The organism is Sulfurimonas sp. NWX367 (assembly GCF_039667065.1).
Taxonomy (GTDB): Bacteria; Campylobacterota; Campylobacteria; order Campylobacterales; family Sulfurimonadaceae; genus Sulfurimonas; species Sulfurimonas hydrogeniphila.
Map to the genome: position 1 here is coordinate 381,552 of NZ_JALCZM010000001.1, position 25,900 is coordinate 407,451.

Annotated in this window: 38 protein-coding genes; 14 read left to right on the plus strand and 24 right to left on the minus strand. The window is 35.4% G+C overall.

Annotated features, from left to right (window positions below):
* The first annotated feature begins 56 nt into the window (after positions 1-56).
* Positions 57-1,091 (plus strand): polysaccharide deacetylase family protein, encoded by a 1,035-nt coding sequence (locus MNY28_RS01940; RefSeq protein WP_346388748.1) that lies wholly within the window; start codon positions 57-59, stop codon positions 1,089-1,091.
* A gap of 2 nt (positions 1,092-1,093) precedes the next feature.
* Here the strand turns inward: MNY28_RS01940 and amrB are convergent, their stop codons facing one another.
* Both amrB and amrS read right to left on the minus strand, forming a co-directional pair.
* Positions 1,094-1,894, minus strand: coding sequence for an AmmeMemoRadiSam system protein B (gene amrB, locus MNY28_RS01945; protein WP_151900347.1), 801 nt, complete (start codon positions 1,892-1,894; stop codon positions 1,094-1,096).
* Positions 1,891-2,883, minus strand: coding sequence for an AmmeMemoRadiSam system radical SAM enzyme (gene amrS, locus MNY28_RS01950; RefSeq protein WP_346388749.1), 993 nt, complete (start codon positions 2,881-2,883; stop codon positions 1,891-1,893). The genes amrB and amrS overlap by 4 nt, the downstream gene beginning before the upstream one ends.
* 180 nt (positions 2,884-3,063) lie before the next feature.
* Between amrS and MNY28_RS01955 the strand changes: the two genes are divergently transcribed.
* The gene (locus MNY28_RS01955; protein ID WP_346388750.1) at positions 3,064-4,128 is read left to right on the plus strand and encodes an ADP-ribosylglycohydrolase family protein; all 1,065 of its coding nucleotides are present in this window, start codon (positions 3,064-3,066) and stop codon (positions 4,126-4,128) included.
* Positions 4,129-4,233: 105 nt separating this feature from the next.
* Positions 4,234-4,575, plus strand: coding sequence for a group III truncated hemoglobin (locus MNY28_RS01960; RefSeq protein ID WP_151900344.1), 342 nt, complete (start codon positions 4,234-4,236; stop codon positions 4,573-4,575).
* 3 nt (positions 4,576-4,578) lie between these two features.
* Here MNY28_RS01960 and MNY28_RS01965 read toward each other — a convergent pair whose 3' ends face one another.
* The gene (locus tag MNY28_RS01965) at positions 4,579-4,782 is read right to left on the minus strand and encodes a hypothetical protein (RefSeq protein WP_188110064.1); all 204 of its coding nucleotides are present in this window, start codon (positions 4,780-4,782) and stop codon (positions 4,579-4,581) included.
* 200 nt (positions 4,783-4,982) lie between these two features.
* Here MNY28_RS01965 and MNY28_RS01970 point away from each other — a divergent pair, with 200 nt between their 5' ends.
* Complete coding sequence (locus MNY28_RS01970; protein WP_151900343.1) at positions 4,983-5,357, plus strand: hypothetical protein; 375 nt, start codon at positions 4,983-4,985, stop codon at positions 5,355-5,357.
* Positions 5,358-5,361: 4 nt separating this feature from the next.
* Positions 5,362-5,763 carry a hemerythrin family protein gene (locus tag MNY28_RS01975; RefSeq protein WP_151900342.1) on the plus strand — a complete coding sequence of 134 codons (402 nt, stop codon included), beginning with the start codon at positions 5,362-5,364 and terminating at the stop codon, positions 5,761-5,763.
* A 2-nt stretch (positions 5,764-5,765) separates the two neighbouring features.
* Here MNY28_RS01975 and MNY28_RS01980 read toward each other — a convergent pair whose 3' ends face one another.
* Together MNY28_RS01980 and MNY28_RS01985 are read right to left on the minus strand one after the other, a co-directional pair.
* The gene (locus tag MNY28_RS01980; protein WP_346388751.1) at positions 5,766-8,480 is read right to left on the minus strand and encodes an AAA family ATPase; all 2,715 of its coding nucleotides are present in this window, start codon (positions 8,478-8,480) and stop codon (positions 5,766-5,768) included.
* A 167-nt stretch (positions 8,481-8,647) separates the two neighbouring features.
* Positions 8,648-8,962 carry a hypothetical protein gene (locus MNY28_RS01985; protein ID WP_151900340.1) on the minus strand — a complete coding sequence of 105 codons (315 nt, stop codon included), beginning with the start codon at positions 8,960-8,962 and terminating at the stop codon, positions 8,648-8,650.
* A gap of 194 nt (positions 8,963-9,156) precedes the next feature.
* Here MNY28_RS01985 and MNY28_RS01990 point away from each other — a divergent pair, with 194 nt between their 5' ends.
* Together MNY28_RS01990 and MNY28_RS01995 are read left to right on the plus strand one after the other, a co-directional pair.
* On the plus strand, positions 9,157-9,552 hold the full coding sequence (locus MNY28_RS01990) for a group III truncated hemoglobin (RefSeq protein WP_346388752.1): 396 nt from the start codon (positions 9,157-9,159) through the stop codon (positions 9,550-9,552).
* Positions 9,553-9,912, plus strand: coding sequence for a hypothetical protein (locus MNY28_RS01995; protein WP_151900338.1), 360 nt, complete (start codon positions 9,553-9,555; stop codon positions 9,910-9,912).
* 25 nt (positions 9,913-9,937) lie between these two features.
* Here the strand turns inward: MNY28_RS01995 and MNY28_RS02000 are convergent, their stop codons facing one another.
* The 3 genes from MNY28_RS02000 to MNY28_RS02010 form a co-directional block, all read right to left on the minus strand.
* Positions 9,938-10,954 carry an NAD(P)-binding domain-containing protein gene (locus MNY28_RS02000; RefSeq protein ID WP_346388753.1) on the minus strand — a complete coding sequence of 339 codons (1,017 nt, stop codon included), beginning with the start codon at positions 10,952-10,954 and terminating at the stop codon, positions 9,938-9,940.
* A 114-nt stretch (positions 10,955-11,068) separates the two neighbouring features.
* Entirely contained in the window at positions 11,069-11,632 is a 564-nt protein-coding gene (locus tag MNY28_RS02005) for a hypothetical protein (RefSeq protein ID WP_346388754.1), read from the minus strand.
* A gap of 69 nt (positions 11,633-11,701) precedes the next feature.
* Entirely contained in the window at positions 11,702-12,175 is a 474-nt protein-coding gene (locus MNY28_RS02010; protein ID WP_346388755.1) for a hypothetical protein, read from the minus strand.
* A 96-nt stretch (positions 12,176-12,271) separates the two neighbouring features.
* Here MNY28_RS02010 and MNY28_RS02015 point away from each other — a divergent pair, with 96 nt between their 5' ends.
* Genes MNY28_RS02015 through MNY28_RS02025 form a run of 3 tightly spaced genes read left to right on the plus strand, consistent with a single transcriptional unit; the run spans position 12,272 to position 13,442 of the window.
* On the plus strand, positions 12,272-12,676 hold the full coding sequence (locus MNY28_RS02015; RefSeq protein ID WP_151900334.1) for a hypothetical protein: 405 nt from the start codon (positions 12,272-12,274) through the stop codon (positions 12,674-12,676).
* A gap of 58 nt (positions 12,677-12,734) precedes the next feature.
* Positions 12,735-13,022 (plus strand): NifU family protein, encoded by a 288-nt coding sequence (locus MNY28_RS02020; protein WP_151900333.1) that lies wholly within the window; start codon positions 12,735-12,737, stop codon positions 13,020-13,022.
* Between the two features lie 42 nt (positions 13,023-13,064).
* A complete protein-coding gene (locus MNY28_RS02025; RefSeq protein WP_346388756.1) occupies positions 13,065-13,442 on the plus strand; it encodes a hemerythrin family protein in 378 nt (125 codons plus the stop codon).
* A 32-nt stretch (positions 13,443-13,474) separates the two neighbouring features.
* Here the strand turns inward: MNY28_RS02025 and MNY28_RS02030 are convergent, their stop codons facing one another.
* The 16 genes from MNY28_RS02030 to MNY28_RS02105 form a co-directional block, all read right to left on the minus strand.
* Positions 13,475-13,795, minus strand: coding sequence for a hypothetical protein (locus MNY28_RS02030; protein ID WP_346388757.1), 321 nt, complete (start codon positions 13,793-13,795; stop codon positions 13,475-13,477).
* 279 nt (positions 13,796-14,074) lie between these two features.
* Entirely contained in the window at positions 14,075-14,518 is a 444-nt protein-coding gene (locus tag MNY28_RS02035; RefSeq protein ID WP_346388758.1) for a thioredoxin domain-containing protein, read from the minus strand.
* 69 nt (positions 14,519-14,587) lie between these two features.
* Complete coding sequence (locus MNY28_RS02040) at positions 14,588-14,833, minus strand: Rho-binding antiterminator (RefSeq protein ID WP_346388759.1); 246 nt, start codon at positions 14,831-14,833, stop codon at positions 14,588-14,590.
* Between the two features lie 178 nt (positions 14,834-15,011).
* Positions 15,012-15,368, minus strand: a complete 357-nt coding sequence (locus MNY28_RS02045) for a type II toxin-antitoxin system RelE/ParE family toxin (RefSeq protein WP_346388760.1) — start codon at positions 15,366-15,368, stop codon at positions 15,012-15,014.
* Positions 15,365-15,637, minus strand: a complete 273-nt coding sequence (locus MNY28_RS02050) for a type II toxin-antitoxin system Phd/YefM family antitoxin (protein WP_151900327.1) — start codon at positions 15,635-15,637, stop codon at positions 15,365-15,367. Before MNY28_RS02050 ends, MNY28_RS02045 begins: the two co-directional genes overlap by 4 nt.
* Before the next feature lie 118 nt (positions 15,638-15,755).
* The gene (locus MNY28_RS02055) at positions 15,756-16,007 is read right to left on the minus strand and encodes a CopG family antitoxin (protein ID WP_346389032.1); all 252 of its coding nucleotides are present in this window, start codon (positions 16,005-16,007) and stop codon (positions 15,756-15,758) included.
* On the minus strand, positions 15,997-16,269 hold the full coding sequence (locus tag MNY28_RS02060) for a BrnT family toxin (RefSeq protein ID WP_151900326.1): 273 nt from the start codon (positions 16,267-16,269) through the stop codon (positions 15,997-15,999). Before MNY28_RS02060 ends, MNY28_RS02055 begins: the two co-directional genes overlap by 11 nt.
* Positions 16,270-16,407: 138 nt before the next feature.
* Positions 16,408-16,779 carry a helix-turn-helix domain-containing protein gene (locus MNY28_RS02065; protein ID WP_151900325.1) on the minus strand — a complete coding sequence of 124 codons (372 nt, stop codon included), beginning with the start codon at positions 16,777-16,779 and terminating at the stop codon, positions 16,408-16,410.
* A 1-nt stretch (position 16,780) separates the two neighbouring features.
* On the minus strand, positions 16,781-17,080 hold the full coding sequence (locus MNY28_RS02070) for a type II toxin-antitoxin system HigB family toxin (protein ID WP_346388698.1): 300 nt from the start codon (positions 17,078-17,080) through the stop codon (positions 16,781-16,783).
* Between the two features lie 137 nt (positions 17,081-17,217).
* Positions 17,218-17,901 carry a Fic family protein gene (locus MNY28_RS02075; protein ID WP_346388761.1) on the minus strand — a complete coding sequence of 228 codons (684 nt, stop codon included), beginning with the start codon at positions 17,899-17,901 and terminating at the stop codon, positions 17,218-17,220.
* A 205-nt stretch (positions 17,902-18,106) separates the two neighbouring features.
* On the minus strand, positions 18,107-18,670 hold the full coding sequence (gene istB / locus MNY28_RS02080) for an IS21-like element helper ATPase IstB (RefSeq protein WP_346389033.1): 564 nt from the start codon (positions 18,668-18,670) through the stop codon (positions 18,107-18,109).
* A 248-nt stretch (positions 18,671-18,918) separates the two neighbouring features.
* Entirely contained in the window at positions 18,919-19,239 is a 321-nt protein-coding gene (locus tag MNY28_RS02085) for a type II toxin-antitoxin system RelE/ParE family toxin (RefSeq protein ID WP_346388762.1), read from the minus strand.
* Complete coding sequence (locus tag MNY28_RS02090; RefSeq protein WP_151900322.1) at positions 19,224-19,412, minus strand: hypothetical protein; 189 nt, start codon at positions 19,410-19,412, stop codon at positions 19,224-19,226. The genes MNY28_RS02085 and MNY28_RS02090 overlap by 16 nt, the downstream gene beginning before the upstream one ends.
* Positions 19,413-19,498: 86 nt before the next feature.
* Positions 19,499-19,969, minus strand: coding sequence for a GNAT family N-acetyltransferase (locus MNY28_RS02095; protein WP_346388763.1), 471 nt, complete (start codon positions 19,967-19,969; stop codon positions 19,499-19,501).
* A 5-nt stretch (positions 19,970-19,974) separates the two neighbouring features.
* Positions 19,975-20,805, minus strand: coding sequence for a hypothetical protein (locus tag MNY28_RS02100; RefSeq protein WP_346388764.1), 831 nt, complete (start codon positions 20,803-20,805; stop codon positions 19,975-19,977).
* Between the two features lie 351 nt (positions 20,806-21,156).
* The gene (locus MNY28_RS02105; protein ID WP_346388765.1) at positions 21,157-22,068 is read right to left on the minus strand and encodes a DUF5677 domain-containing protein; all 912 of its coding nucleotides are present in this window, start codon (positions 22,066-22,068) and stop codon (positions 21,157-21,159) included.
* A 295-nt stretch (positions 22,069-22,363) separates the two neighbouring features.
* On the opposite strand from MNY28_RS02105, the gene MNY28_RS02110 reads away from it, so the two are divergent.
* Genes MNY28_RS02110 through MNY28_RS02125 form a run of 4 tightly spaced genes read left to right on the plus strand, consistent with a single transcriptional unit; the run spans position 22,364 to position 25,858 of the window.
* Complete coding sequence (locus tag MNY28_RS02110) at positions 22,364-23,377, plus strand: integron integrase (protein WP_346388766.1); 1,014 nt, start codon at positions 22,364-22,366, stop codon at positions 23,375-23,377.
* A 12-nt stretch (positions 23,378-23,389) separates the two neighbouring features.
* Complete coding sequence (locus tag MNY28_RS02115) at positions 23,390-24,934, plus strand: AAA family ATPase (protein ID WP_346388767.1); 1,545 nt, start codon at positions 23,390-23,392, stop codon at positions 24,932-24,934.
* Positions 24,922-25,092 carry a hypothetical protein gene (locus tag MNY28_RS02120; RefSeq protein ID WP_188110063.1) on the plus strand — a complete coding sequence of 57 codons (171 nt, stop codon included), beginning with the start codon at positions 24,922-24,924 and terminating at the stop codon, positions 25,090-25,092. The genes MNY28_RS02115 and MNY28_RS02120 overlap by 13 nt, the downstream gene beginning before the upstream one ends.
* Positions 25,082-25,858, plus strand: a complete 777-nt coding sequence (locus tag MNY28_RS02125; RefSeq protein WP_346388768.1) for a TatD family hydrolase — start codon at positions 25,082-25,084, stop codon at positions 25,856-25,858. Before MNY28_RS02120 ends, MNY28_RS02125 begins: the two co-directional genes overlap by 11 nt.
* The last annotated feature ends 42 nt before the right edge of the window (positions 25,859-25,900 follow it).

Sequence of the window (25,900 nt, forward strand, 5' to 3'; positions counted from 1 at the left end):
GCCTTTAAAAATAATACGCTAATTTTATCTAAATCAAATAAAGATATAATAAGAGCATGAAAACATTGACACACTATTTACTTGCTGTATTTCTTTTGCAAAGCTCTCTTTTGGCACACCAAAACCATGCTGTTGTTTTGCAGTACCATCGGTTTGATGAAAACAGATACCCCTCTACGAGTATATCTATGGAACTATTTACACAACAGATGCAATACCTGGCAGACAACAACTATACTGTCTGGCCGTTTTCTAAAACAGTAAAATATTTAATTGAAAAAAAAGAACTTCCGGATAAAACGGTTTCAATTACTATAGATGACGGATATCGCAGTGTGTATACAAAAGCCTATCCTTTGCTTAAAAAATACAAATTTCCTTTTACTGTATTTGTCAATTCTGTTCCTGTTGTGCATGAGTCTGTTCATTATTTGACCTGGGATGAAATGCGTGAGATGGGAAAATACGGTGCAGAGTATGCAAACCACACCTATTCCCATCAGTTTTTAGTGCGCGATGGCATAAAAGATCCAAAAAACTATAAAAAACATGTTACAAAAGAGATACAGATGTGTGAAGCAAAAATAGAAAAAGAACTGGGCAAGAAAGTCTGTACTGACCCTAAAATACTGGCGTATCCTTTTGGCGAATATGACAAACAACTGATGGAATTTGTCAAAAGTTTAGGCTATATCGGCGTAGCGCAAAACTCTGGTCCGATTTCAGACAAAAGCAACTTTATGGCTTTGACACGGTTTCCAATGTCGGGAGGTTTTGGAGAGATGAAGCAGTTTGCAGTGAAAATAAATACGCTTCCTTTGCCTTTAGAAGCTGTTTCAAGTGAGGAAACGCTGGTGACACAGGCGAACAATCCCCCTGTATTAACCTTAACACTGCAAAAGCCTTTAAAAGACTTACAGTGTTTTACCGCTGAGGGGGAAAAACTACACATGCAGTGGCTTGATGAAAAAACTGTGAAAGTACAATCAAAAGAACCCTTGCTCTATCCGCGAAACCATTATACGTGTACCGCCCATGCAAAAGGAGATGCCTGGTACTGGTACAGTCATTTGTGGGTTGTTTTGAAGTAAAACTACTTTGTAAATGCGGCACTCATATAACCGACTACCTGTGACTTGTCTCCGCTTGCATCTGCACTGGTTCTGTAATCAAGCAGTGTCGGTTTCAGACCGTTTTGTATTGCTGCTATCAGCATCGCTTCTACGCCTATAATCCCGCAGGCTTCACAGCCCTGATGTAACTCAGCAGGATTGAGATTGGCTACGGCATCAAGGCAAACGGTATCAAGAGTTTTTGCTTTTTCAATGTCATAATAATGGCTCAGATCCGTACTGATGACAACAACAGTATCTTCATCCTCTAACAAATATTCAATAACTTTTGCCAAATTGGACGGATTTTCATTTCCATAGACAAGTTCCACAACAGAAGCTTCCGGCAGATAGTTTTTTACAAAGGGCATCTGTACTTCTGTTGAGTGTTCTGCATGGGCGTCCGGCTGAAAATGTAAGCCGAATTTCTCTATCAATTCATTTGCAAGTTTTTTATCTATAGGCAGGTTTCCAAGCGGTGTTTCATAACTGTCATATTCCGCAACACTTGTACCGTTTAAATAGACACGGTGACTCGGTCCAATCACCACCACACGTTTTGCATGAGAATTTTTTAGTAATCTAAAGGCGATATTTGCCGTAAATGCAGAATAAACATAGCCTGCATGCGGCACAATAACAGCTCTTGGCTTTAATTCAAGGACTGACTCGTCTTTTATGGACTCATCTATTATTTTATTGTAATGAGTGAACATTTTTTGTATCTCTTTTTTGCTTGCGGGATAGAACTGCCCGGCAACTGCATCTTTTCTTATACTCATTTCCATACTCCTTCTATAACTCGTCCGCATTTTGGACAATGTCCCTCAATGAGAGAATTTTTTGTGACTGCATAGCCTGTTCTGTCTATAAGCAAAGTCCCGCAATCCGGACAGTAGGTATCGCCGTGGACGGGAACATTTCCCATATAAACATACAATAAACCTGCTTTTTTTGCTATATCACTGGCACGCTGCAGGGTTTGCAGTTTTGTATATTCGTGATCCTGCATTTTGTAATCAGGATGAAAGGCACTCAAATGCCAGGGCACATGTACGCCGAGCTCATTGGCTATAAATGATGCCATTGCTTCTAAATCTTCATCACTGTCATTATCGCCTTCTATTAAAAGTGTCGTCACTTCCACCCAGATACCTTCTTTGACCATACCTTTGAGTGTCTCTTTGACCGCTTCAAGTCCGCCTTTTAATACTTTTTTGTAATAGGCATCGTCCCAGCTTTTAAGGTCTACATTGGCAGCATCAAGCCACGAGGCCATATCTTTGACAACTTCCGGGGTTTCAAATCCGTTTGTGACAAAAATATTTTTCAGTCCTTTTTGCCTTGCAATGACGCCGATATCTTTGGCATACGGGTAAAATATAGTCGGTTCATTGTAGGTGTAGGCAATGGAAGAAGCACCGTTCTCCAAAGCCAGATCAACCATCTTTTCGGGAGAAATATAGACGCTTTCATCGACTGTATGCTCTTGTGAAATCTGCCAGTTCTGGCAGAACGGGCATTTGAAATTACAGCCGACTGTCCCAAAAGAGAGGGCTGTAGTCCCCGGTAAGAGATGGTAGAGCGGTTTTTTCTCGACAGGATCAACATTCAGTGCACTCGGATGCCCGTAAACAAGTGTTTTAAGTGCTCCGTTTTCATTTTTATTGACACCGCACACACCCACCTGCCCCTCTTTCATTTGGCAATAGTGTTGGCATAATATACATTTAATTTTTTCTTTTTCCGGTATTGTTTCATAATAATTCATATTAGTCTCCTTGAGTTAATCTTCTTTATACAGGAAGACTCAACTAAGGGATATCTTAGCAAAATTATTATAAAAAGTCAAATATTTTTTTCTTAAGAATATTTGAACTATTTTTGAGTATGCATTTCAACTTCTTTGGGTCAAAGTCGCAGTGGTATAATAGTTGTAAAAGGAAAAAATATGTTAAAAAACAAGAAATCTTCGATAAAAGGTGCCTTTTTCGGTGCACTGGCGGGCGATGCTTTGTGTCTGGGTTCGCATTATGAGTATGACGCACAGAAAATCTACAAAGCATACGGAAATAAATCGATAGAAAAATTTATGAGTCCGGGTGAAATGATGGGCGGACAGACACATGGAATAGGGTGGGGAGAACGTAATTATCACCCCGGAAAAAAAGCAGGCGGAACTACTGACTATGGCGATTACAATATAGTCATTTTAGAACATCTGGCAGCTACGGCTAATCCGCCAAGAGAATTTGATGTCGCTTCATTACTGCCACACTGGATGAATCGTTTGGAAAACGGATGGGGCTCATGGATTTGTACGATGACAAAAGAGACCTATGCGCAGGTGAAACAAGGTGTGCCTGTTGAGCGTTTGGGTGGAGGCTCCAACGCCACAGCCATCCGTCATGTAGCAGCCCATGCCTATTATGACAATGAAGAAACACTTGCCCGTGTTGCACGCCAGGCTATGTTTACACATCGTCATCCCGAAGCACTTGAGGGAGGTGAATTTTTTGCCAGAGTTACATATCGTGTCATTAACGGTTCAACTCCGCGTGATGCCATTGAAACAGTGGCAGTACAGATGGGCGGCTTTATAGAAAACAAGGTGGCGCAGGCCATAGTAAAACACAAAGAAGCAACAGATGAAAACAGCGAACTCTCAAAAGAGAAGTTCTGTGATGATCTGGCACTGACATCTATGGCAAAACTCTGGGATGTGGGAAGAAGTGAGCCTATTAAAGTAGGAAAAGCATCTCCCACACAGGGAACTTTACCGGGTTCGGTCTATTTTATACTTAAATATGCTGAAAACAAGAACGGACTTAACGAGGCTCTGGCTGCGAATGCTATGGTTGGCGGAGACAACGCTTCACGGGCAATTGCCATAGGCATGGTACTTGGTGCATACTTTGGCGTAGATGCAATTAATTCTCAATGGAGGGAAACTCTTGATCAATGGGAATATTGTGAAAAACTTTTAGAGACACTGCCTCTTTTAAAAGAGGTATAAAATTCAGTTATATTATGAATTTTGCTATACTTTCGCTTAAAAATTCCAGAAAAAGGATGAGTAATAGAACCTCAGAGCGAAATTACCAGAAAAAACCTTACAGTTATGATGACTTTGTTTTATGAAAAAGCCATAGAAGATACAATACTGGGACCTTATTTTATCCATGAACTCGGAGATGATATGCAAAGTGAAGAGTGGGTTGAGCATATTGATCTTTTGGCTGATTTTTGGTTGGCCAAGATGCTTGGTCAAAAAACCTATAAAGGAAACTTCATAGGTGCACATATTAAACTTCCCCAAATCAGCAGAGAAAGTTTTGACAGATGGTTGGAACTTTTCTCTTTAAGTGTTGATGAAGTCTATGTGTCTGAGATTGCCGAAGTTTTTAAGAAAAAAGGAACTCTGTTTTCGCAACAGTTTATAAATAATAAACTCAAGATTTAGAATCTATGATGAACATGAAAGTCCGATGTTCTTGTACTCTTCGGGTGTTTCCTGTGTAAAATGCTCAAATTCAGGTAATTCATCATAAGGTTTTCTTGCAATGTGCAAAAGTGTCTGTACCATTGAAAAATCACCTTTTTGGGCAAGGAGTATCGCCTCTTGCAGCATATAGTTTTTTAAAACATATTTTGGGTTGGCTTTGAGCATTGCTATATCATAAAGCTGTAAAAATCACTGTCGAGTAAAAGGTAGGGTGTTTGTAAAATCATATCATTAAGTTTCATAGAATAATATTACATGCAGAGGGCTAAAAAGAGGGCAGTACTCAGGATTTACTTTCTTATTTTTTGTACCAGCTAAGGAAAAGAATTATATAATATTTCCTTAAAAGAAGAAGGAAATAAATTTTGACAGATGAAAAAACTGCTATATACTTTAAAGTGACACCTGCGCAAAAAGAGACGATAGATTTAAGAGCACAGGAGAATGGTTTTGATGATGTTCGGGCATATTTAAAAGTTGTAGCGCTCAGAGCACAGACTTTCAGTATCTCGGATGCAGGCTTGTCTACAGAAGAGCCTGCAGTTGAACTTGGATTCAGTGTAAATAAACTGCAAAAAGAGATACTTGAGGAAAAAGCGCAAGAAAGCGGGGCAAAAGAGCTTGCGCAATATTTAATTTATGTTGCCCTGCACGGAGTAGTGACATCAGTTATCGAAATACGCTCAACCGGAAAGCTTGATTCGATGCTTGAGCGTATTATGGCAAGTAAAAGGAGATAAAAATATGCTGATTAAACCGCATGAGGTACAACAGGTAAGCAATGAAGTGATTAATATGCTTCATGACGAGGAAATTGAGATTATTAACAGTTTTTATGATGCAGTCGTGGCAAAAGATATAGAAAAAATTGATGAGCTTTTTAAAGTTGTTTTGTTTGATGTTGAAGACCATTTTCAGACAGAAGAAGAGATGATGAAACAAAATAATTATACCAATTACCAAGTTCACAAGAATGACCATGATACAATGAGAGAAAAGATTGCAAAGTTTTTTGAAAGATGGCTTGTTTTGAAAAGCCCCCTTGAACTGCAGGATTTTTTAGAAACTGATTTCAAAAAGTGGCTGGTTTTACATGTATCCAAATGGGATTCGGAGATGGCCTTGCATTTGGGACATGCAATGTAGTCTTATTTTTTCAGAGATAGACCTATAATTGTATCGAGCTCATCCTCATAAATAATCTCTTTTTCAAGAAGAAGAGATGCGAGCTTTTCGATAACATTCCAGTGTTCATCAATAAAGTTTTTAATATTTTCCTCACCCTCATTCATCCATCTTTCAAGTGCTTTGTCGATTTTTGTATGGTAGTGCTCTGTATCTTTACTGACACCGCTTCCTTTTTGTGCATCCATAATTCCGTTGATATTAATGTAGCCGACTTCTTTGTCCATTCCATAATGTGCTATTGCTTTATAGGCATCATGTGTAGCCTGTTGCAAATCATTTAACGCACCGGAATTCATTCCGTCACTGCTGCCAAAACGCTTAATCTGTGAAGTCCTGCCTGCCAGGGAGACCAATATTCTGTTTTTAAAATCTTTTACGGTCATATTGTCCTGAATTTCATTATAATCATGAGAAATAAAATGCTCATTGTTGTCCCGAGGCGTCAAGCTTATATGTTCTATATGGATATGAGGCATCAGTATCCTGGATGCAACAGCGCGTCCTGCTTCATAAATAGCTGTCTCTTCAAATATCTGTTCCGCAGAGAGATAGGTCTGTTTTTCGCCATACTTAATAGCATTGATTTGTTCAACCAAAATTTCCTGTGTTATAGCAGGCAAGCCATGTCTTAAGCAGTAAAATGAGGCTTCTTTGCTTAACAATTCAAGTTGTGAACCGGTGAATCCTGCAGTGTGCATAAGCAGTCTGCTCATATCAAAAGAACCGCTTGAAGGTTTGTTTTGTATGATTTTATTTAAAAAATACTCTCTGGCATCTTTGTCAAGATTGTTTACTTCGATATGAATTTCAATACGACCGGGTCTGATGATTGCACTGTCAATGTTTTCTTTATAGTTGGTTGCCGCTATAACAAAAATATTTTCACCTTTTGTATCAGAAAAACCATCTATTTCGGAGAGAAGCTTGTTTATTGGAACCTCTTTTCCGTTTTCTCCGCCGCGTTTGCCAATGGTATCTATTTCATCTATAAAGACAATAGCAGGTGCATACTCTTTTGCTTTGCTGAAAACCTGTTTTGTTTTTACAGGGTCAAGAAGTTCAAGCCCGGTTATAGCAATAAAAGGCAACTCGGCTTCTTTGGCAAAAGCTTTTGCCAGCATTGTCTTCCCTGTTCCCGGCGGTCCGTAAAGAAGCATACCTTTTGGCGGTGCAACATCAAAACTCTCTAAAAGCCTGGGCTCTTTAAAAAAGTTAATGACCTCCTGCAGTCTCTGTTTTGCTTTATAATGTCCTGCTATATCATCAAAAGAGACATTCGGTATGTCAAAAACCAATCCGTCTTCACTGAAGTCTTTGATCTTTGTCACCTGTTTAAATCTAATATTAAAAATCTTATAGCTTATAACGCCCCGCTTGCTGGTAATGCTGTCTTCTACATCAAGTGTAATGTTTTTTCTGAAAAGTTCTTTTACCAGTGTTTCATCTTCTATAAGAGGATTGACTGTTTCGTTGAGATAATTGAGGGAACTTTTTGAGAGGGAGACTTTAATTTTAACAAACTCACCGGTTTGTATGCCTGAGTCCATTATGTATGCGGTAATTCTGTCAAAAAAAGTGGTGCTGACTTTGTCTTTTATACGTCTTGCATCCAGTTCCGGAGCAAAGTTCAGTATTTGTATTTTTAAAAAATCATCGAAGTTCTCTTCAACTGAAAATTCAATGTTGTATTTTTCTTTGAATCCGTCTTTATATTGTAAAAATACTTTTTTTGCAATATTCGCATAGGCATCGTAGTTCAGTTTGTTAAAAAGACAGATATTCGCCTGCGAAAACCTGGAAACCAGTTCCGGCAAAATTGCTTCCTGCCAGCCACCGCTTCTGCTGTCCCTTTTTCTTTCACGTCTAATGGCTTCAAGAATCATAGATTCAGCCTGAATATAATCCTGTTTTACAAGGTCTTTAAAACGGTTGTCAAGATAAAGCTCTTTTCCGAGACTGGTAGTGATGATAAAAATTGCCTGTGTAAAATCAACCATATAGTTGGCGTTTTCTTCATTGTATATAATGTCTGGATCTTCACTGCAGGGAGCATCTGTAACCTTGTCCCATCCACAGCCGTCACGTAACTGGCCGCCTTCAAATATACCCAGAAGATTACTCTGAATTATGTTGTCACATTTTTCAAAAGCATCAAGCACTATAATCGCTTTGGGATTTCTGTGTACAAAGCCTGTCAGTTGACCGACACCGTAGCCTTTCCATCCGGCAGGATAGCCATAGAGTTCACCACCATTTTGTTGATGGTACTGTGTCATATCAAACTTCATGATTTTATATTTTGGCAGATGTTCACTCATAAGCTCAGCCAAAAAAGTTTTTCCGGTTGCAGGAGAACCCAAAAAGAGGTATGTAGCTTTCGGGGCTTTTTTATTTTCACTGATATCATTTTTCATACTGTTGACAACAGTATTTATAGCCTGTTCCTGTCCAAAAAGTTCTTTTGAAAGTTTTTCCTTTAAAGTTCTTGCAAGCTCTATATTGTTGACTGCTTGAGCAACTGGTTCTTTGTCTGCCTGCGCCAATTTTTTTGCATAGTTGTCTTCAATGATTTTTTCATGTTTTTCTACTGCTGCCTGTGCCAGTTCTGCTAAACTCGGTTTGTTCTTTTCTTCTTTGTCCATAGCTGCTTGGGCTAACTCTTTTAAATTTGGCATATTCTCATCTTTTTTTGATATAATATTTTTTAATTTGTGTATATTACTGAATTGTTGTTGAGCCTAAACATAAGATAAAAGGCAGTGGGTAAAAGAGAAAGGCAAATTAAAGCTATGGGCCAAAAGAGGCTCAAATAGCTTTAAATCACTGGGTCGCAGAGAGGTTTTTACTGTGCACCAAATTGGCGGGAGTCCATTTCAGCCATAAACGTTTCTAGAGAAAACGTAATATAGTTTGCAAGATCCTCAGGAGTTTTTTCAAGGTCATTGAGCGTTAAAGGTACAATCTGTATATGTGAATCAGTACCGTTTACAGCATACGTAAATTGAATATACGGGCCCTTTGCTTCATCATGTCCTTTGACGTTTTCTGTAACCAAAACACCAGGAATAAAATAGTCGACAGTCACATCAGGATTAACCTGAACCTTATCAACAAGTTCCACCACTTTTTTTAATTTTTCTACCTGTTCTTCTACCATAATAACACTCCTCGTAATTTGTATCAGCTCTGTAGCCGATTTTTATATTTTAACAGATAGCATGGTAGTAAAATAAAACAAACTGAAAATATAAGAATTAGATTAATTATTTTATTTAAGACTGCAAAAAGATTATCATTATCATTTGGGATAAAATTTAGCTATACTTTTATGATTAAAAATTAGGAGAGTATATGCTTTATGATACCGTAGACAGAGCTAAGGTAGAAGAGATGGTACATCGGTTTTATGCTGATGTACTCAAAGATGATATTTTAAGCCCTTATTTTACAAAAGCGCTGGGAAGTGATTTGAAGAGTGGAAAATGGCATGAACATTTAAATACATTAATTGGGTTTTGGCTACTGATGATGAATGCGGAAATTGGTTACAAGGGTGATCCCTTCCCTCCGCATGCATTTTTGGGGCAGATGTACAGAGAAACATTTGAACGCTGGCTGATGCTTTTTAAAAATGTTGTTGATACTATGTTTACTTCTGAAATTGCTCAAAGGTTTTACAAAAAAGCAGATATTTTAGCCGAACAGTTTATTGACAATTTGGATATAGATGAAGAAGAGGAAGAGTAGATGAGTGAACAAGCAAAAATATTAGAAGAAATGCAGCAACTGGTTATGCAAATTCTTAAAACAGGTACAGCCACTGTAGAAGAGGGCGACAGACTTGACGAACTTGAAGAACAAATGCTCAAACAAAAATGCTACAGGCCGACTGACACTCAAAACAGTGCAAATCAGGGTGAAGAGATTGCAGAACTGTTTTTTAGCAATGATATGACAGGTGCAATAAACAAAATGATAGAGTATGACATTACGCCAGAAGATTTTTTCGGATTTGCTGCCTATCATTATGAGGATGAGCCTCGCGTAGGAATGTTTACAAAATCATTTATTGATAATGTAAACACAACTTATAAATCTAAATCTTAAACAACGAAGTTAAAATAGATAAACTCTATTTTAACTTTGAAGCAATGTCTTTGACAGCATCACTTGCATGATTGAATGCAAGTGCAATACTTCCCTGATCCGTAACAACATCACCAATAGTATAAAGACCTTTTACATTTGTCTCAAAAGTTTTTTCATCATACACCGGAACATCCCATTCCCCTGTTTTAACACCTGAATTTACAAGGATGTCTTTTGGAGTAGTACCGCCAAGTGCATAGACTGCTCTGTCATATTCACCGGTAGTTCCATCTGTAAAGTTTACTTTGATTGCTCTTTCTGTACCTGGTTCAACACTTGCAACATCTACACCGAGTTTATTGATAAGTTTGCCATTGTTAAGGTACTTCATGCACATTTCTGTATTGGTCGGATTCATTCTTTTTATTTCAGCCTGTCTGTAATTGAGTGTTACAACACAGTCTTCCATACCTTCCATTTCAATCAAACCATAGGCATACTCACCGGCGGTATCTCCACCGCCGACTATCATTACATGTTCACCGTTTTGAACTTTGGAAAGGTTGAAGTTAAGTACACTTTTGAGTTCTTTGGGAAATTTGTATTTTGGTTTGTTGGGTTTACCCATGCGGCCAACAGAAAGAATAACATTTTTTGCTTTCATATTTTCAAGAGCTTCGGCTATGCCGTCTGTAGCATAAACAATTGAAAAAAGTCCATCTTCCTCTTTTTCAATTCTAATGATTTCATGGTTGTATTCAAATTTGTCCAATACGCCGGCTTCACTTAACTTATCATTCATTTGTTGAATATAATCTTCTTTTGAACACTCTTCAAAAGTAACATTGCCAGTAAATTCAAACTTGATTCCCATCCAGTCTTTATCTACTCTTTTGCCTTTTTTGTAAAACTTATGAATCATATCATTATGATGCGGTGCTTTGTCTATAACCATAACATTTTCGATACCGGCCAGTTTTGCTTCTATAGCAGCTGCCATTCCTCCAGGACCTGCACCTATTATTGCCAGGTCTACTGTCTTTGGATTATTTTGCGCCATTTATTTCCCCTTTTTGTCGTAAAATTCAGGCCGTAGTATAGTAAATTTCAGGAAAATACTCTTGTTAATATCTGTTTATGTTATTTTTTTAATATGTTTTTAAAATTTCTCTGTTTATATACCGGTTTGATCTGCTCTAGAGGGGTGTTCGGAAACAATTTTGCGTACATCCTCATGCTCGTCACTGCTTAACCTTTCAAGTATATCAAGCGGTGCAATCGGATTTTTCGCAACCGCTGCCCGAACATTTTCATCTTCGTCTTTGCTTAGTTTATTTAAGATTTCAGGTGTTGTGCTTGGGTTCACTGCAATAGAAATTTTGACAAATACATCCTCATCATTACTGAGCGTATCCAAAATATCAACAGGGGTGTTTGCATTGCCGGCTACCCAGGACACAACTTCTCTGTCTTTGCTTAGGGCTATGAGCGTTTCGACTTTTGTATTTGGGTGTTCTGCAACAAATTCACGAACAAACGGACTTTCGTCTTTGCTTAGTTTGTCTAATGTTTCAGGTGAAGTATTGATATGTGCAGCAACTCTTGCGCGTACAAACTGGTTTTCATCTTCACTTAATTTATCCAGTGCTTCTGTGGATGTCTCCGGGTTGTTTGCCAGTGCTCTGCGAACACTCTCGTCACTGCTTTGTATCGATTCTAATTCTTCTTGTGTTATCATTTTTGCTGTTACCTTCATAATAATATGGTTTTTGATTTCGTGAATTGTAGCTATATGTCTCTTAAATGCTTAGTCAAAAGAAAACGGAAACTTTTTTTCTAAGTTATTCATCAAGTCTGTCTCTCTTTGTGATGTGACATTCTTTTTCAAATACTCCCAGAATTCTTTTGCTGCACTGACAACCCGGAGCCATTCTTCATCCTGCAGTATCTCCTGAGGATTTTCATCCGGTTCCATATAAAAGGCTGCAAGTTGATGAAACTTTTTTGCATGATCAGCCTCTTGTTTGGAAACATTTGCATGCAGGACAGCTTTTTCGTAAGCATCGTCGAGTGCTAATATGTCAAAATAGGCACTTATGCATTCATCAAAGGAAGAAGACCATACTTCATCATCGGGCCATTTGGCTGTTTGGGGGTAGACCCATGCCATTTCCTGGAGTTTGAGATTTGAAAATTCAAAGATTGTAGTTATCCAGTAGAGCCGCCATCTTTGTTTCAGTTCGACATCACTGATGTCATCCTGCAGATTTTTCATGAGCATAGTACTCTCCTTTGGTATGTTTTATAAGTTGAATCTTACCCTTTCTTGTCTTAAGCCTAAAGAGGTTAAAATTCAGTAAATACACAAGGATGAAAAATGAGCATGACAGGAATGATATTTCAGTTTAACAGTAATGACGGCAAGGGATTGCTTATGTTGTCTGACGGTGAGACAAAAGAGTTTGACACTACCCAATGGGTAGAGAAAAGTAACATACCCTCTGTAGGATTGAAAATCTCATATGATGAAAGTGGTGGTAAAATCAGGGTGAAGCCATACAATGAAGAAAAAAAAGAATCTTCCGCCTATTCAAATGCTGATGAGTGTATTCTTCACTTTAAAGAAGAGGGATTTAAAGTTGTCAAGGACACTGCAGGTGAAATGACGCGAACAATTACACTGAGAAAGTATGAAATGGGTGACTTTGCAGAAGTTATAATCAAGTCTGTGAACGATAAAGTTTCCGTAACCCATATGATAAACGGGAAAAAAACCAACTGATTTTTTTTATTTTTTATTAAGTATCCAATGGTATTATAATCACAAAAAGGAGACAATAATGAGCGAAACAACAACGGAAAAAGTGGACTTTGACAACATGAGTGTCATCCAAAAGATTAATGCTGTAGATAAAATTATAGATGAAAAAATCAGAGAATTCTTACATGCAGATGGCGGGGATCTGGATTTTATAGATCTCAAAGAGACAAACGGTCTGACTGATATTTATATCTCATATGTCGGGGCCTGCGGATCTTGTGCAAGTTCAGGAGGAACACTGACTTCCATTCAGAGAATTTTAAACGGTCAACTCGAAACCGACAATATCAGAGTATATGCAGTTTAGCATACAAAAGGAAAAAAATTGATTGCACAAGAAGAACTTTCGATGGTAGCAGTACCGAGCATGAATGACACACACCTGGAGGAAAGTCTTCTTATAAACAAACTTGAGACAGCTGCAGGCAGCAACGATATAGAATCAACGCTTGCAACGCTCAAGGAGCTTCTTGCACATACTTCCATACATTTTTCAGAAGAAGAAAGTATGATGCAGGAAACAAAATTTCCATCATATAACTCACATAAAGCAGAACATGACAGACATTTAAGCGAGCTTGCGCATATCATTAAGTATTTTGAAGAAAAAAGAGATACGAATGCGATTATGGCTTACATAAAGGGGAATTTAGAATCTTGGATGCTAGATCATGTTAAAACGATGGATGCGCTGATGGCAGAGTATTTTCAATCAGCTAATTCTTAATACTTTAAAACAGCGGCATCAACCGGCTGTTTTTAATCTTCGTAGGTTGGAGAAGTGTAGTCAAATCCAAATTTCATCTTTTGGCTTATATCTTCATCTATCTGGTCTATAATTTCTTCGGTTACCTTTTCAATATTTTCGATAAACCTGTTTTTTTCTCTTACATTCTTAAATGAGTGAATGGTATAAGATTTTTCCTGTGTAAATGTCTCTAAAAACTTTTCTAAAACATCATCCCAGACTAAAATAACTTCTTTGCTTAGTTGGTTTTCTTTTCCATCTTCTGGAAGCGTAAAATTAAAAACTATATTTTCTTCATATGTAATGACTTCATATTTTTTATTTGCTGTCAATTTGTATCCTTTTTAAAATTGACAGTGTACCTTTGTACTTTTTGATTGCACTTAAAATTAAAAACACTTATAATTTTTTAGCTAACGGGAATATAGGTCTGATACATTTCCCACCATCGGGCCAAGTCTCTTGCTTCTTGAGAGAAAGGATTATTTACTATTCTTTCAAAAAAAGTGGCAGTATCGAGACTTTTAAGCTCCTTTACAAGTTTACTGACACACTCTAAAATGACATCCGGCACTTCTTTATCTTGAGAAATTAATACATAAGCATAAAGCTCACAGGTATAATGTTTCTAGGTCTTGTGCCCAAAGACTAAGCTCAACCTGAGAAAGCTGTTGGCTGATACGGCCGACTTCTTCTCCTTCTTTGAAGGCAATAATGGTTGGAAGCGCACCCACTCCATACTCTTTTGCTGCTTTTTGATGTTTGTCGGCATTTATTTTTAAAAACCTTACTGTCGATCCAAAACCAAGTGCCGCATCTTCATAGTCTTCATACATTGCCATACACGGACCACAGGCAGTAGAATAAAAATCAACCAATACCGCAATACTGTTTTCTTTGATGTGCAGCATGCAGTTCTCATCATCTACTTCAACAACAAAAGGATTGTCGAGTTCTGAGTGGCATTGTTTACAGATAACGGTTTCTTCTTTGGATTCACCTTTGCTACTGTTAAGAGTGTTGCACTCTGAACATACTATTTTAATAATTTCCACAATTTTCCTTCTTTTATCATATCTTTTTGTTTTGATTATATTAAAACTTAAATAAGAAACACTTAAGTTTTAAACGAAGGAAATAATCTTAAAATATGGATTTTTTATGGCAGTTTCAAGTGTGCTGATTTCATCAAGTACAACCAATACTTCATGATTTTCGATTTTTATTTTGATACATTCCTGATGATTTTCGTTACGGGCTGTATCAAGTGCTTTTCCTTCAAAAACAGAACCTGATTTCATGGTTAATTTAACAGGGTAGTGGTACATACATGCTATTTCAATATAGTCGTATTGTTGACAGCTAATCATTTTTGTAACAACAACTCTTCAACATGTTGTCTTGAATCAACAATAGCCATAATATAAACAGTGTCATTTTCAATTTTATACATAATCCTCCAATGCTGCACAATCAGCTCTCTATAAATAGGTATAATGTTGGTTTTTGTAACGGTCGAAGATAGCCGATAAATTTCTGCCAGGTAATTTATTGGCTACTCTTTTTTGTTAGTATTGAACTTCTTATCAGTTTTTGTAGTAGTAACTCTTCTACATTTTGCCGTGAATCAAAAACAGCCATTATATAAATAGTATCACTATCAACTTTATACATAATCCGCCAAGGGGAAGCAATAAGTTCTCGATACATTGTAATGCCTTCTTTTTGAAGTTCAGGTACAACTCTGCCTCTTAATGGAAAAAAGTTACTAGAGTTAGCTTTAGTTTTTATTTTTTGATAAATTTCTTTTGCAATACTAGGAGAATTTTCTTTCATATATTCAACAATATTTAAGAGGTCTTCTTTCGCATTTGAAGTCCATTGAACTTTATATGTTTTATTCATCTATTAAGAAGTTCCTCAACAGATTTAAACACATCTTCTTCTGAGTGAAGATTTCCCTCTTTTATATCTTCCTCAGCAAATGAAAGAAGTTTAAGTATTGAGATGGCATTTCGCATATCTTCATAACTTTTTGGATCGCAAATTACAGCTTTCGCTTCGCCATTTTGAGTAATAATCATTGGTCGGTGTGTTTCGTTAATATGTTTGAGAACGTCAGCCGCTCTACTTTTTAAATATGTAATAGGTTTTATATCTTCAACAATTTGCATAAAATCTCCTTCAGTCTTTTTATTGTACCAAATTAAGACTTAATATGCAAGTGCTATACTAATGGTTGAAGATAGCCAATGAGTTTCCGTTAGGGAATTTATTGGCTACTCTGTTTTGTTAACTTACTTGCAAATGTGCAGTTTCTTCTTTGAGCCTTTCAGCAATCCAAACTTTAATGATAGACTGTCTAGTTACACCTATCTTTTTTGCTTCTTTGTCTAAAGAGTCTATAACCCATTGTGGGAAATCTACATTAACTTTTTTTGTATCTGTTTTAAGAGCATTAGGTCTGGTAGCTTGTGAAAAATCAAGATATTCACTTATGTCTTCACCATTATCAAACTTCTCATCAAACTCTTTAGCAGTTATTGTTTTCATAATTCTTCTCCTCATTTTTCCTACATCTTCGAACACTAATAATTCTATTTGTGTCTTCTCTTATAGTAAATATTACAACAAAACATTTTGTGAGTATTTTTGAGATGAGTGCATAGCGAATTTCATTATCAACAATGTTAGCAGGAACAACAAGTGCATCCTCATCTTGCCAAAGCTTTTGAGCTTCTACAAAATCTATGCCATGTTTCTCTTTATTGATTTGACTTTTCGTATCATCATACTCAAATTTCACATAAATCCTTTTTTTGTATTTTAAGTATAAAAAGTATACTTTAATTATACCATGTTTGTCAAGTCTTGAAAGTTTTTGTGGAGAGTTAACGGCGAAGCTGAGTGGCACGTTTAGGGCTCAGCTTTGTTTTGTTAGCATTTAAGCACAGTTAGTCTTGTAGTCTAAAAAAAGACTTTCTACTGGTATGTGCAATTGCTTATGTAAATTTCTTATCATCTCAATAGTGAGTTTTCTTTTTTTATTTAAAATTTCAGATACTCTAGATTTACTTCCAACAATAGAAACTAAGTCTTTTTGTTTTAAGCCTTCTTGCTCCATTCTAAACTTAATAGCTTCTATTGGGTCAGGTGCTTCGATTTTATAGTGTTTTTCTTCATAAGCCTCTACTAAAGTTGTTAAGACTTCTAGTTCATCCATCTCTGGTGTATTTGGTTTGGCACTCATTAAATTTTCAATTCTTTGCAGTGCTTCATTATAGTTTTGCTCATTTTTGATTGGTTTAATATTCATCTTATAAATCCTCCATTTTAACTTTATCGTATTGTTTATGTGTTCCAATAAATTTTACAAAAACAATTTTTGCATAATAGTTTATTGAAACTATCAATCTATACTTATTTCCAGCAATATTGAAAACAACTTTTTCATTTCCAATAATACTAGCACTTCGATACATCTCTTTTACTTCATTTGGATTATTCCAATCAAGTTTTAGAACTTCTTTATGCCAAGCTTCTAAAGGATTTTTAGAGTCTGTGTATTTTGGCTGCTCGTAAAAATCTTTTAGTTTTTTCTTTGAAATTATTCTCATAGACGAATTATAACATAGTTCCCATTTTTAGAACTTAAATTATGTAAGATGAAATTTTTGAGGATGCTAACGACTGACTTGAGAAATATTTGAGCCGCTAGGGTCAAATATTTCTCTCCTAGGTTTTGTTGTACTTTTTAGTCTAGTAAATCCATACTGTTTTGAATACTTTCATCAATAAACTTAAAAAGCTTATCTTTATCATTAATGGCTTTTAAGTATTCACTTCTATGTTCATTTTCAATAAGTGGAGGAACTATATTATTTTGTATAGCTTGAAAAGCCATAATTAACCTTCCAACTCTTCCATTACCATCGGCAAATGGATGCACTCTTTCAAATAAAATATGAAACTCTGCAATATCTTCTAAACTCATATTATTACTATTAAATCTATAAAGTAAATTTTCAATATCATTTGATATTTTATTAGGTGCTGATAGTTTTATATCTACACCTTTTATATATCTTTCATCTAATCTGTATGCTCCAATAGGTTTAGAAATAAATTGAGGTGCTACATGTAGAGCATCTTCAAACATAATTGCATGTATATCTTTTATAAAACTACTGTCAATAATATTTTCTTTGTTAGTAGCTTCACGAACTATTACATCATAGGCTTTAGCAAAACCTAATATTACAAGCTGTTCATGTAGAGGTTTATCTCCTGCCGTGTTCCCATGTTCAAGTAACTCTTTTGTTTCACCAAATGAAAGGGTTGTTCCTTCCATCGCATTTGAGTGATGAGTGATAGAGATACGAAGTTGTCTAAAAAGTTCTTCTCTTTGTTTTAATGATAATTCATTTAACTTTTTCATTTACCACTTTCCTTATAAATTAGACAAGATAGAAAAATAATCTAATTGAGTATTTTAGCATTATTTGATATATACTTCTATCATTTTACTTTTTGCCATAAAATTTGTAGCATAACTTAGTAATTCATATGTCAACGGCGGAGTTAAATTCAGCAGTTTTTCGTAAGAAATATTACGAATTGTAACCTTAAAGCAACTCTATCTACTATGAATGTTTCATTGATTTTTTAGACTGAAACTTATATAAATCTGAATCTACTAATCCCTCCTCCTTTTTTTCTTTAAGTCTATAGGAATCGCCAAGTATATTGATCACATGAGAATGATGTAATAGCCTGTCAAGTATGGCAGTTGTGACAACTTTATCATTAGCAAATATTCCACTCCACTGACTAAAAACAAGATTAGAAGTAACAATGGTAGAGCCTCTTTCGTAGCGTTTTGAGATAACCTGAAAGAAATGATGTGCATCTTCTTTACTCATAGGGAAATAACCTATCTCATCAATTACAAGTAGTGATGGAGCCATTACAGCCTGCTTGATAAAAGAGTCATACCGTTTCTCTTTTTTTGCATGACTCATCTGAATAATCAGATCACTTGCCGTAATAAACCTTGCTTTGATGCGTTTTTGTACTGCTGCATATGCCAGTGCAATAGCAAGATGTGTTTTTCCGACACCAGATTGCCCAAGTAGAATAATATTCTCTTTTCGTTTTACAAACTCAAGTGTAGCCACATCACATATTTTTTTACTATGTTTTGTTATGTCGTCGTGTTTTTGATGTCCTTAAAGTTTCAACGGGAGTTAGTTGAGTTTTTAAGGGTTTTTCACTTACTGTGTTTAGTGAATTTCTTGGCGTTTACTGAGAAGACTTTACTCTTTCTTCTCTCCGTTTAAGCTTGTGAACTCTCTCTTTGAAGTTTGTTTTTCTTTGAAACAAACTCACTCTAAGCAAGGTGCTTACGATAGACACATAACGGTCGAAGATAGCCGATAAATTGCCGCTAGGTAATTTATTGGCTACTCTGTTTTGTTATACTTTGTTGATGATTTTCAAGAAGTCTTTTTCCATGAACTACTGCCACAAACAAAATACTATCTTCATTCAATTTATAGATAAGTCTATAACTATAAACAAAAATTTCTCGAATTTTTGTGTCATTAAATTCAGGAACTTTTCGCCCTAGTTCTGAAAATCCTTGTAATATCTCTGCTTTTTCAAAAAACTTTGAAACTACAGATTTAGCATAGGTTGGGGAATCTTTTTCTATGTAAGTTGCAATTGACTCAATATCCTCAAGAGCTTCTTCTGACCACTCTAGTGTGAAAGCCATTTATCCATTCTTTGTTTTGCATCTTGATGCGATGAAACTTCACCATTCTCAGCACGACTAATGCCATTTTTAATTTTTTCTACAACATAAAGGTGATACTGAATATCTTCATAAGTACAGTTGTCAGGAAGATTTTGAATCATCTCTTGTGCTTCTTGTTTTACGGCTACCATGTACTCTCCTTTTTTGTTTGTATTATAACATATCTTCTTTTTTAGTATAACGGCTAAAGATAGCGAATAAATTGCCGCTAGGTAATTTATTCGTTACTCTGTTTTGTTATAAACTTTCTAGTATAAAATAACCGATCTTCTTCTTTTCTGTAATAAGATTTTATAAAATTAATTTCATTAAAATTAAATGTTTTACATAGTTTTTTCATTGCTTCATTATTTGGTGCAGTTGTCAAAGAACAATTAAATTTTTTCTTATCTAGTTCATTACAAAGTTGATGAAATAATTTTTTTCCTATTTCTTGTTGCCTAAATTGATAGTCAATAAAAATTTTATGTAAAAAATATTCACTAATATTCTTTGTTGGAAATGCAAGAATAACACCAATTATATTCTTTTTTTCTTCTGCACAATAAACAATTGCATATTCTACCCATAATCTCCATACATGCTCCCCATCTGGTACAAAATCCGCATGTGCATTCTCTCCCCATGCTTCTCTATCTAATTTTGATATTTTTAAAAAATCTTTAATTTTTGCTTTTCGTATAATCATATATTCTATCCTGCATCGAATTTTTTAGATTTGATTAGTATTCTATCAAATTGTTTCTCAAGAATTCCAATTGAAATTTCATTTTGGGTAATAGTTACAGTTTGCAGTTTCTCTTCTTGCTCTACTATTATTGCCATATTTAGATCTTTTATTGATGTGAAATCTGAATAATGATTAATATTTTCTATATCTTTTTTGAAGCAATAAAATACTTGAATTTTATTATTTTGTTGCTCTGTCATAATTTTTTTCATTTGTGACAATTCATGTTCATTATTAAATAAAAAAATTCTTATTATTTTAATTCCTCTTTGTGCTTGTGAAAAATTTAGCTCTTTATATCGTTCCATTTCTGGGTCATGATTCCAATAGTCTTCGCTAATTAGAGCACTTAACCCTTTGAAAGTTTGTCCTGGTTGCATTGATTTTAATGCTAAATAGTTGGCTTGAAAAATATTATTAATATAAAAATTATTTCCTTCTACTGCTTGTTTTAATGTATTCACAGCTTCTCCATAACTAATTAAAGCAATTTGTGCATACGGATTATTTTCTTGTATTTTTAATTGATTTGTCATCAAAATTGCTGAGTGTATATTCTTTTGCTCTTCAGCAGATAATTCCAATACAGGATATAACTTTTCTATGCTGTCCTTCAAATTTGTAAATGATATAGATAATTCAATAAGGATTGTTCCTATAGCCAATAAAACAGAAGCAATAATATCCATTGAATTTTGCCAATTGTAGATTTTCCCAAGGTAAAACATCCCTATTGTAGAAAAAAAACCTACAATTCCTACAATAATTTGTATTAGAGCAGTTTTTGAAATCACATAATATCCTTTTGTTTATAACGACTGTCGTGAGCAATAATTTTCCGCTAGGGAAAATTATTAGCCTCCTCGTTTTTGTTATGTCGTCGTGTTCTTTATGTCCTTAAAGTTTCAACGGAATTCCGTTGAGTTTGTAAGGGTTTTTGATGCACTACGTTTAGTAAGTTTGTTGGCGTTTACTGAGAAGGCTTTTCAGTTTCTTCTCTGCGTTTAAGCTTGCAAACTTTCTTTTTTAAATCTCAACTTCTTTACAATTTTCTCATCATAAGCAAAGTGCTTACGATAGACACATAACGGTTGAGGAGAGCAATAGTTTACCCGCTAGGGTCAACTATTGGCTCCTGCGTTTTGTTAGACTACTTCTTTAGCTGTTATATGTTGTGTAATTGTTCTTTCCATATTATCTGTAAATTCAATAAGAATTTTTGTTGATTTCTTATATATATCCATAAGCTTCTTTGTTTTTATCTCAAATTTTGCAATATACATAGCTGATGCTAAAATATGAAAGTTAAGACAAGTAAGAACCATATATAAAGAGAACTGATATTGCTCAATAAAGTTTGCTTTTTCTAAACCATCAACATTTGCTATTACTCTTGTCATTATATTATTTAATATATCCTCTGGGTCATTGTGAGCCTGAGAGCACAAGGCCATATAAACTGTTCTATAACTAACTTCATGGTCTATATCACGAAATCTTTCAAATATATTAGGCCATCTAGTAGTATTAGAATCATAATCTATATTAGCTAAGGACAGTGATTGTTGAAGCATTTCTTCATATTTATCCAATGCTTTATTTTTTCCTTCAATTTTTTTTCTATGAAATTCTTTAGACTCTGAATCGTAACTCGAATTATCTATGCTTTTTTCCCAATTAACATTTTGCTTTCTTTCTGCTTGAATATAATCTTTGAAATATGCTATTAATTTATCCATAGAATTATCTAAGCTAACATAATGTAAGTTTACAGAACTTTCAATAGCCGTTCTGCATAATGCTTCACTAGATTGGAGTTGTCCGATAATAAATAAACTTAATACTCCACAAAGATGATCATAACTTCTTTTGTACATATCATGCATGGTTGACCAAGGTACATTTTCTTCAAGTTTACCTATATTCTTTTCGACCATTTTATTTAACACACTGTTTGATTCTTCAAGATATAAAATTGCATTATGCAGTGGTTTATTCATATCTATATCTGTTGAGATAACTCTTTTGTCAAAAAAATCTTTTACTAATGCATGCATCAAATTTATTCCTTAATAAAGTTTGTGTTGTAGTCTAACTATTTAATAGGAGACATTATATACACATAAACCTTAAAAAACAAAAATAGTGAGACATGATAATTGTCTTTCTATTTTTAAAAATATGACAGTTTGCAATAAAAATTAGTTTAAAACAAAAAAAGAGCTACTATTGTAAAAATTCTAAATGTACCTTTTACTGAAAAATAGTCTAATAGTTGGACAAAATGTCTTTCTAATAAAGATAAACTGTAGAGAAAGGACATAATGTCTGTCTAGTTCTAAAGGAGTTATTATGCAAATGAAGAAAAAACTACTTGATTTGGTTCGTGAAAAAATTAGATTTAAGCATTACAGTATTAAAACAGAGCAGTCTTATACTGGCTGGATAAAACAGTATATATTTTTTCATAAAAAAAAGCATCCCGTTGAAATGGGCAAGAATGAGATAGAAGAATTTTTAACTTATTTGGCAGTTAAGAGAAAAGTAAGTCCTACTACACAGAATCAAGCTTTTTCTGCACTTTTATTTTTATATACTCAAGTTTTAGATATAGACTTGTCAAATGAAAATATTCAGGCTTTACGAGCACAAGAAAGAAAACATATACCAGTTGTTTTAACCAAAGATGAAGTACAGAAAATTTTAGAAAATCTGACAGGGATATATCAACTTATAGTATATCTTATGTATGGCTGTGGCTTACGAATGAGCGAAGCATTAAATATAAGGATTAAGGATATAGATTTTGGATTTGATAAACTTTATATATGGGATTCTAAAAGTTTAAAAGATAGAACAGTTCCTCTTCCTCAAGTAATAAAGCAAAGACTTTTTGCACAAATTGACTATGTTAAAGGCATACATGCTAAAGATATAAAGGATGGATACGGTTCTGTATATATGCCTCATGCTTATGAAAGAAAATCTCCAAAAGCAAAGTTTGAAACAAAGTGGCAATATATTTTCCCTATGACTAAAGTCTCAAAAGACCCTCGGAGTGATACGATTAGAAGGCACCATATTCATCCAAAAACATTAGGCAGAAATATAAAAGCAGCAGCACAAAAAGCAAACATAAATAAACGTGTGACTTCACATATATTTCGACATAGTTATGCGACTCATTTACTGCAAGCAGGCATAGACTTAAGAAGTATTCAAGAGCTTTTAGGGCATAAATCTGTAGAAACACTTAAGTGGTTACACCACACTTTCGCTTTAGCGACGGTGGTATCGGCATTTAGTGCCAGACACGTAGTTTCTGAGATGAACAAAGCAAAACTCATAAGTCCTTTGGACTTTTAAAAAGGCAAAAGAATGATAGAAAGATTTTACTTGAAAGATTATTTGAGTTTTAAAGAAGCGGAGCTTAATTTGCAATCGGGTCTGGTTGTGTTTACCGGTCCCAGTGGGAGCGGGAAGTCTATACTTATGGAGTCTATACTTTCATCGCTCGGGGGTGCGTCTTGTGATGCTTCTGTTTGTGAAGCAAGTGTTACCTGGACGATTGACGAAGAGGAGTGCGGCATTGAAAATGATGATATCAACGTGTTTAAACACATCAAAAAAGAAAAATCACGTTACTTTATTAACAACCAAAGCCTTTCTCGCAAAGCTATCAGTCGGGTTGCATCTCAGTATCTCCGTCATTTGAGTTTAAAAGACTTCAGCGATTTTGAAAATGAAAACCTGCTTGACATTTTAGATAAAAGGGCAGAGAGCAAATCCCAAAAAATTGCGAAGATAAAAGAGTCCTATAAAAAAAGCTTTTTAGAATATCAAGAAGTAAAAAAAGCATTACATGTAATAGAAGAAGAAGAGAGAAAAATTGTTGAGTTAAAAGAGTTTGCAGCGTATGAGATAAAAAAAATAGAAGACATAAACCCTGTTATAGGCGAAGATGAAGAACTGTTGCAAATTAAAAAAGCGCTTTCAAAAAAAGAGAAAGTTTTAGGCAGTATAGAGTCGGCAAATGAGATTTTCAATTACGAGCATTTGGTTTCATCCGCCCTGGATGCTTTGGATGAATCGAGCAGTTTTTTTGATGATGCCATGAATGAGTTGCGAAGTATCTTGGAGAGTTCGCAGGAGCGTTTTAGCGCATTGGATGATGTTGACGTGGAGGAGGTGCTGAACCGTATAGAGGCCTTAAGCGGACTCAAACGCAGGTACGGAAGCATAGAAGAAGCACTGGAGTATAAAAAGCAAAAAGAGCTTGAACTTGTAAAATATGAAAATATTGAAAGTGCAAAAAACGATTTGCATACAAGGTATGAAAAGCTCTCTGCAGAAGTTAAAGAGCTTGCCGATGCATTGAGTTCCTGCCGTGAAAAAGCTTTGCCGGGTTTTGTCAAAGACTTAAATCGCTACTTGCATAATTTGTATTTAAGAGATGCAAAGATCCACATGCGCACAACACCATACAGCCTTTACGGACAGGACAAGCTGGAGATTGAACTCAATGACACGGAACTTTCCAAAATAAGTACGGGTGAGTTTAACAGGCTCCGTCTGGCAGTTTTGGCTTTAAAGTCAGAGTTTATGAGCAACAACGGCGGGGTGTTAATGCTGGATGAAATAGATGCGAATCTAAGCGGTGAGGAGTCTATGAGCGTGGCAAAAGTTCTCAAACAGCTCTCTGAACATTTTCAGATATTTGTGATTTCTCATCAGCCGCAACTGACTTCTATGGGAAATCAGCACTTTTTGGTCTATAAAGATGGTAAAATATCAAAAACAAAAGAGCTGAACATGAACGAACGAGTCGATGAAATAGCCAGAATCATCAGTGGAGAAACTGTTTCGAGTGAAGCCAAAAAGTTTGCAAAAGAGCTGTTGGAGGCAAACAGATGTGTTTCGTGATCTCAATTGTAGGACTGTTTTTGGCATACAGTTTTTACAATGCAGGCAATACACTCCTCGCAGGCGGTTCTGTTTTGGTTTCTGTGTTTTTTATATTTTTAATGATACGAAATATATTACATGTAAAGAAGAGAAGAGAAAAGAAAAATGATAATTGACACACATATACATTTGGATGATGACCGGTATGATGAAGATTTGGATGCGGTATTGGAGCGTGCCAGAGAGGGTGGGGTGAAGCGTTTTATCATTCCCGGAGCGGATCTTGGCAGTTTGAAAAAAGCCATAAGCATTGCAGAACGATATGAAGATGTCTATTTTGCCATAGGAGTGCATCCGTATGACATCGAGGGTTTTGATATATCCTATTTTGAAAAGTACGTGGAACATGAAAAATGTGTGGCAATCGGTGAATGCGGGCTGGATTACTTTCGTCTTGAAGGCAGTGATGCAGAAAAAGCACAGGAAAAAGAGGCGCAGGCAAAGGTTTTTGCAGCACAGATAGAGTTTGCCAAAAAACACAAAAAGCCTTTAATAGTCCATATCCGCAACGCTTCGCATGATGCAAAAATGCTGCTGCTGGAGCATAATGCAGGTGAAGTGGGTGGTGTGCTGCACTGTTTTAATGCCGACGATGAGCTTTTAAGTTTGGCAAATGAAAACTTCTACTTTGGCATAGGCGGTGTTTTGACTTTTAAAAATGCCAAAAAGCTTGTCAATATTTTACCACGTATACCAAAAGAGAAACTTCTTATAGAAACAGACGGTCCGTATTTGACGCCTACACCACACAGAGGAGAGAGAAACGAACCGCTTTATACAACTCTTGTGGCACAAAAAATGTCAGAAATCTTAGAGATTCCAAAAGAGGAAATAGAAAATTTGACCACAGAAAATGCCCTGAAACTCTTTCATATTTCTTAATATCATAGTGGTTACAACTTTTTTTAATAGAATTTTGGCTAA

Bases quoted from the DNA above. Each gene is read 5' to 3' on its own strand.
- MNY28_RS01940 (WP_346388748.1), top strand. From the start codon at position 57: ATGAAAACATTGACACACTATTTACTTGCTGTATTTCTTTTGCAAAGC.
- amrB (WP_151900347.1), bottom strand. From the start codon at position 1,894: ATGAGTATAAGAAAAGATGCAGTTGCCGGGCAGTTCTATCCCGCAAGC.
- amrS (WP_346388749.1), bottom strand. From the start codon at position 2,883: ATGAATTATTATGAAACAATACCGGAAAAAGAAAAAATTAAATGTATA.
- MNY28_RS01955 (WP_346388750.1), top strand. From the start codon at position 3,064: ATGTTAAAAAACAAGAAATCTTCGATAAAAGGTGCCTTTTTCGGTGCA.
- MNY28_RS01960 (WP_151900344.1), top strand. From the start codon at position 4,234: ATGATGACTTTGTTTTATGAAAAAGCCATAGAAGATACAATACTGGGA.
- MNY28_RS01965 (WP_188110064.1), bottom strand. From the start codon at position 4,782: ATGCTCAAAGCCAACCCAAAATATGTTTTAAAAAACTATATGCTGCAA.
- MNY28_RS01975 (WP_151900342.1), top strand. From the start codon at position 5,362: ATGCTGATTAAACCGCATGAGGTACAACAGGTAAGCAATGAAGTGATT.
- MNY28_RS01980 (WP_346388751.1), bottom strand. From the start codon at position 8,480: ATGCCAAATTTAAAAGAGTTAGCCCAAGCAGCTATGGACAAAGAAGAA.
- MNY28_RS01985 (WP_151900340.1), bottom strand. From the start codon at position 8,962: ATGGTAGAAGAACAGGTAGAAAAATTAAAAAAAGTGGTGGAACTTGTT.
- MNY28_RS01990 (WP_346388752.1), top strand. From the start codon at position 9,157: ATGCTTTATGATACCGTAGACAGAGCTAAGGTAGAAGAGATGGTACAT.
- MNY28_RS01995 (WP_151900338.1), top strand. From the start codon at position 9,553: ATGAGTGAACAAGCAAAAATATTAGAAGAAATGCAGCAACTGGTTATG.
- MNY28_RS02000 (WP_346388753.1), bottom strand. From the start codon at position 10,954: ATGGCGCAAAATAATCCAAAGACAGTAGACCTGGCAATAATAGGTGCA.
- MNY28_RS02005 (WP_346388754.1), bottom strand. From the start codon at position 11,632: ATGATAACACAAGAAGAATTAGAATCGATACAAAGCAGTGACGAGAGT.
- MNY28_RS02010 (WP_346388755.1), bottom strand. From the start codon at position 12,175: ATGCTCATGAAAAATCTGCAGGATGACATCAGTGATGTCGAACTGAAA.
- MNY28_RS02015 (WP_151900334.1), top strand. From the start codon at position 12,272: ATGAGCATGACAGGAATGATATTTCAGTTTAACAGTAATGACGGCAAG.
- MNY28_RS02020 (WP_151900333.1), top strand. From the start codon at position 12,735: ATGAGCGAAACAACAACGGAAAAAGTGGACTTTGACAACATGAGTGTC.
- MNY28_RS02025 (WP_346388756.1), top strand. From the start codon at position 13,065: ATGGTAGCAGTACCGAGCATGAATGACACACACCTGGAGGAAAGTCTT.
- MNY28_RS02040 (WP_346388759.1), bottom strand. From the start codon at position 14,833: ATGATTAGCTGTCAACAATACGACTATATTGAAATAGCATGTATGTAC.
- MNY28_RS02045 (WP_346388760.1), bottom strand. From the start codon at position 15,368: ATGAATAAAACATATAAAGTTCAATGGACTTCAAATGCGAAAGAAGAC.
- MNY28_RS02050 (WP_151900327.1), bottom strand. From the start codon at position 15,637: ATGCAAATTGTTGAAGATATAAAACCTATTACATATTTAAAAAGTAGA.
- MNY28_RS02065 (WP_151900325.1), bottom strand. From the start codon at position 16,779: ATGAATATTAAACCAATCAAAAATGAGCAAAACTATAATGAAGCACTG.
- MNY28_RS02070 (WP_346388698.1), bottom strand. From the start codon at position 17,080: ATGAGAATAATTTCAAAGAAAAAACTAAAAGATTTTTACGAGCAGCCA.
- MNY28_RS02075 (WP_346388761.1), bottom strand. From the start codon at position 17,901: ATGAAAAAGTTAAATGAATTATCATTAAAACAAAGAGAAGAACTTTTT.
- MNY28_RS02085 (WP_346388762.1), bottom strand. From the start codon at position 19,239: ATGGCTTTCACACTAGAGTGGTCAGAAGAAGCTCTTGAGGATATTGAG.
- MNY28_RS02090 (WP_151900322.1), bottom strand. From the start codon at position 19,412: ATGGTAGCCGTAAAACAAGAAGCACAAGAGATGATTCAAAATCTTCCT.
- MNY28_RS02095 (WP_346388763.1), bottom strand. From the start codon at position 19,969: ATGATTATACGAAAAGCAAAAATTAAAGATTTTTTAAAAATATCAAAA.
- MNY28_RS02105 (WP_346388765.1), bottom strand. From the start codon at position 22,068: ATGCATGCATTAGTAAAAGATTTTTTTGACAAAAGAGTTATCTCAACA.
- MNY28_RS02110 (WP_346388766.1), top strand. From the start codon at position 22,364: ATGCAAATGAAGAAAAAACTACTTGATTTGGTTCGTGAAAAAATTAGA.
- MNY28_RS02115 (WP_346388767.1), top strand. From the start codon at position 23,390: ATGATAGAAAGATTTTACTTGAAAGATTATTTGAGTTTTAAAGAAGCG.
- MNY28_RS02120 (WP_188110063.1), top strand. From the start codon at position 24,922: ATGTGTTTCGTGATCTCAATTGTAGGACTGTTTTTGGCATACAGTTTT.
- MNY28_RS02125 (WP_346388768.1), top strand. From the start codon at position 25,082: ATGATAATTGACACACATATACATTTGGATGATGACCGGTATGATGAA.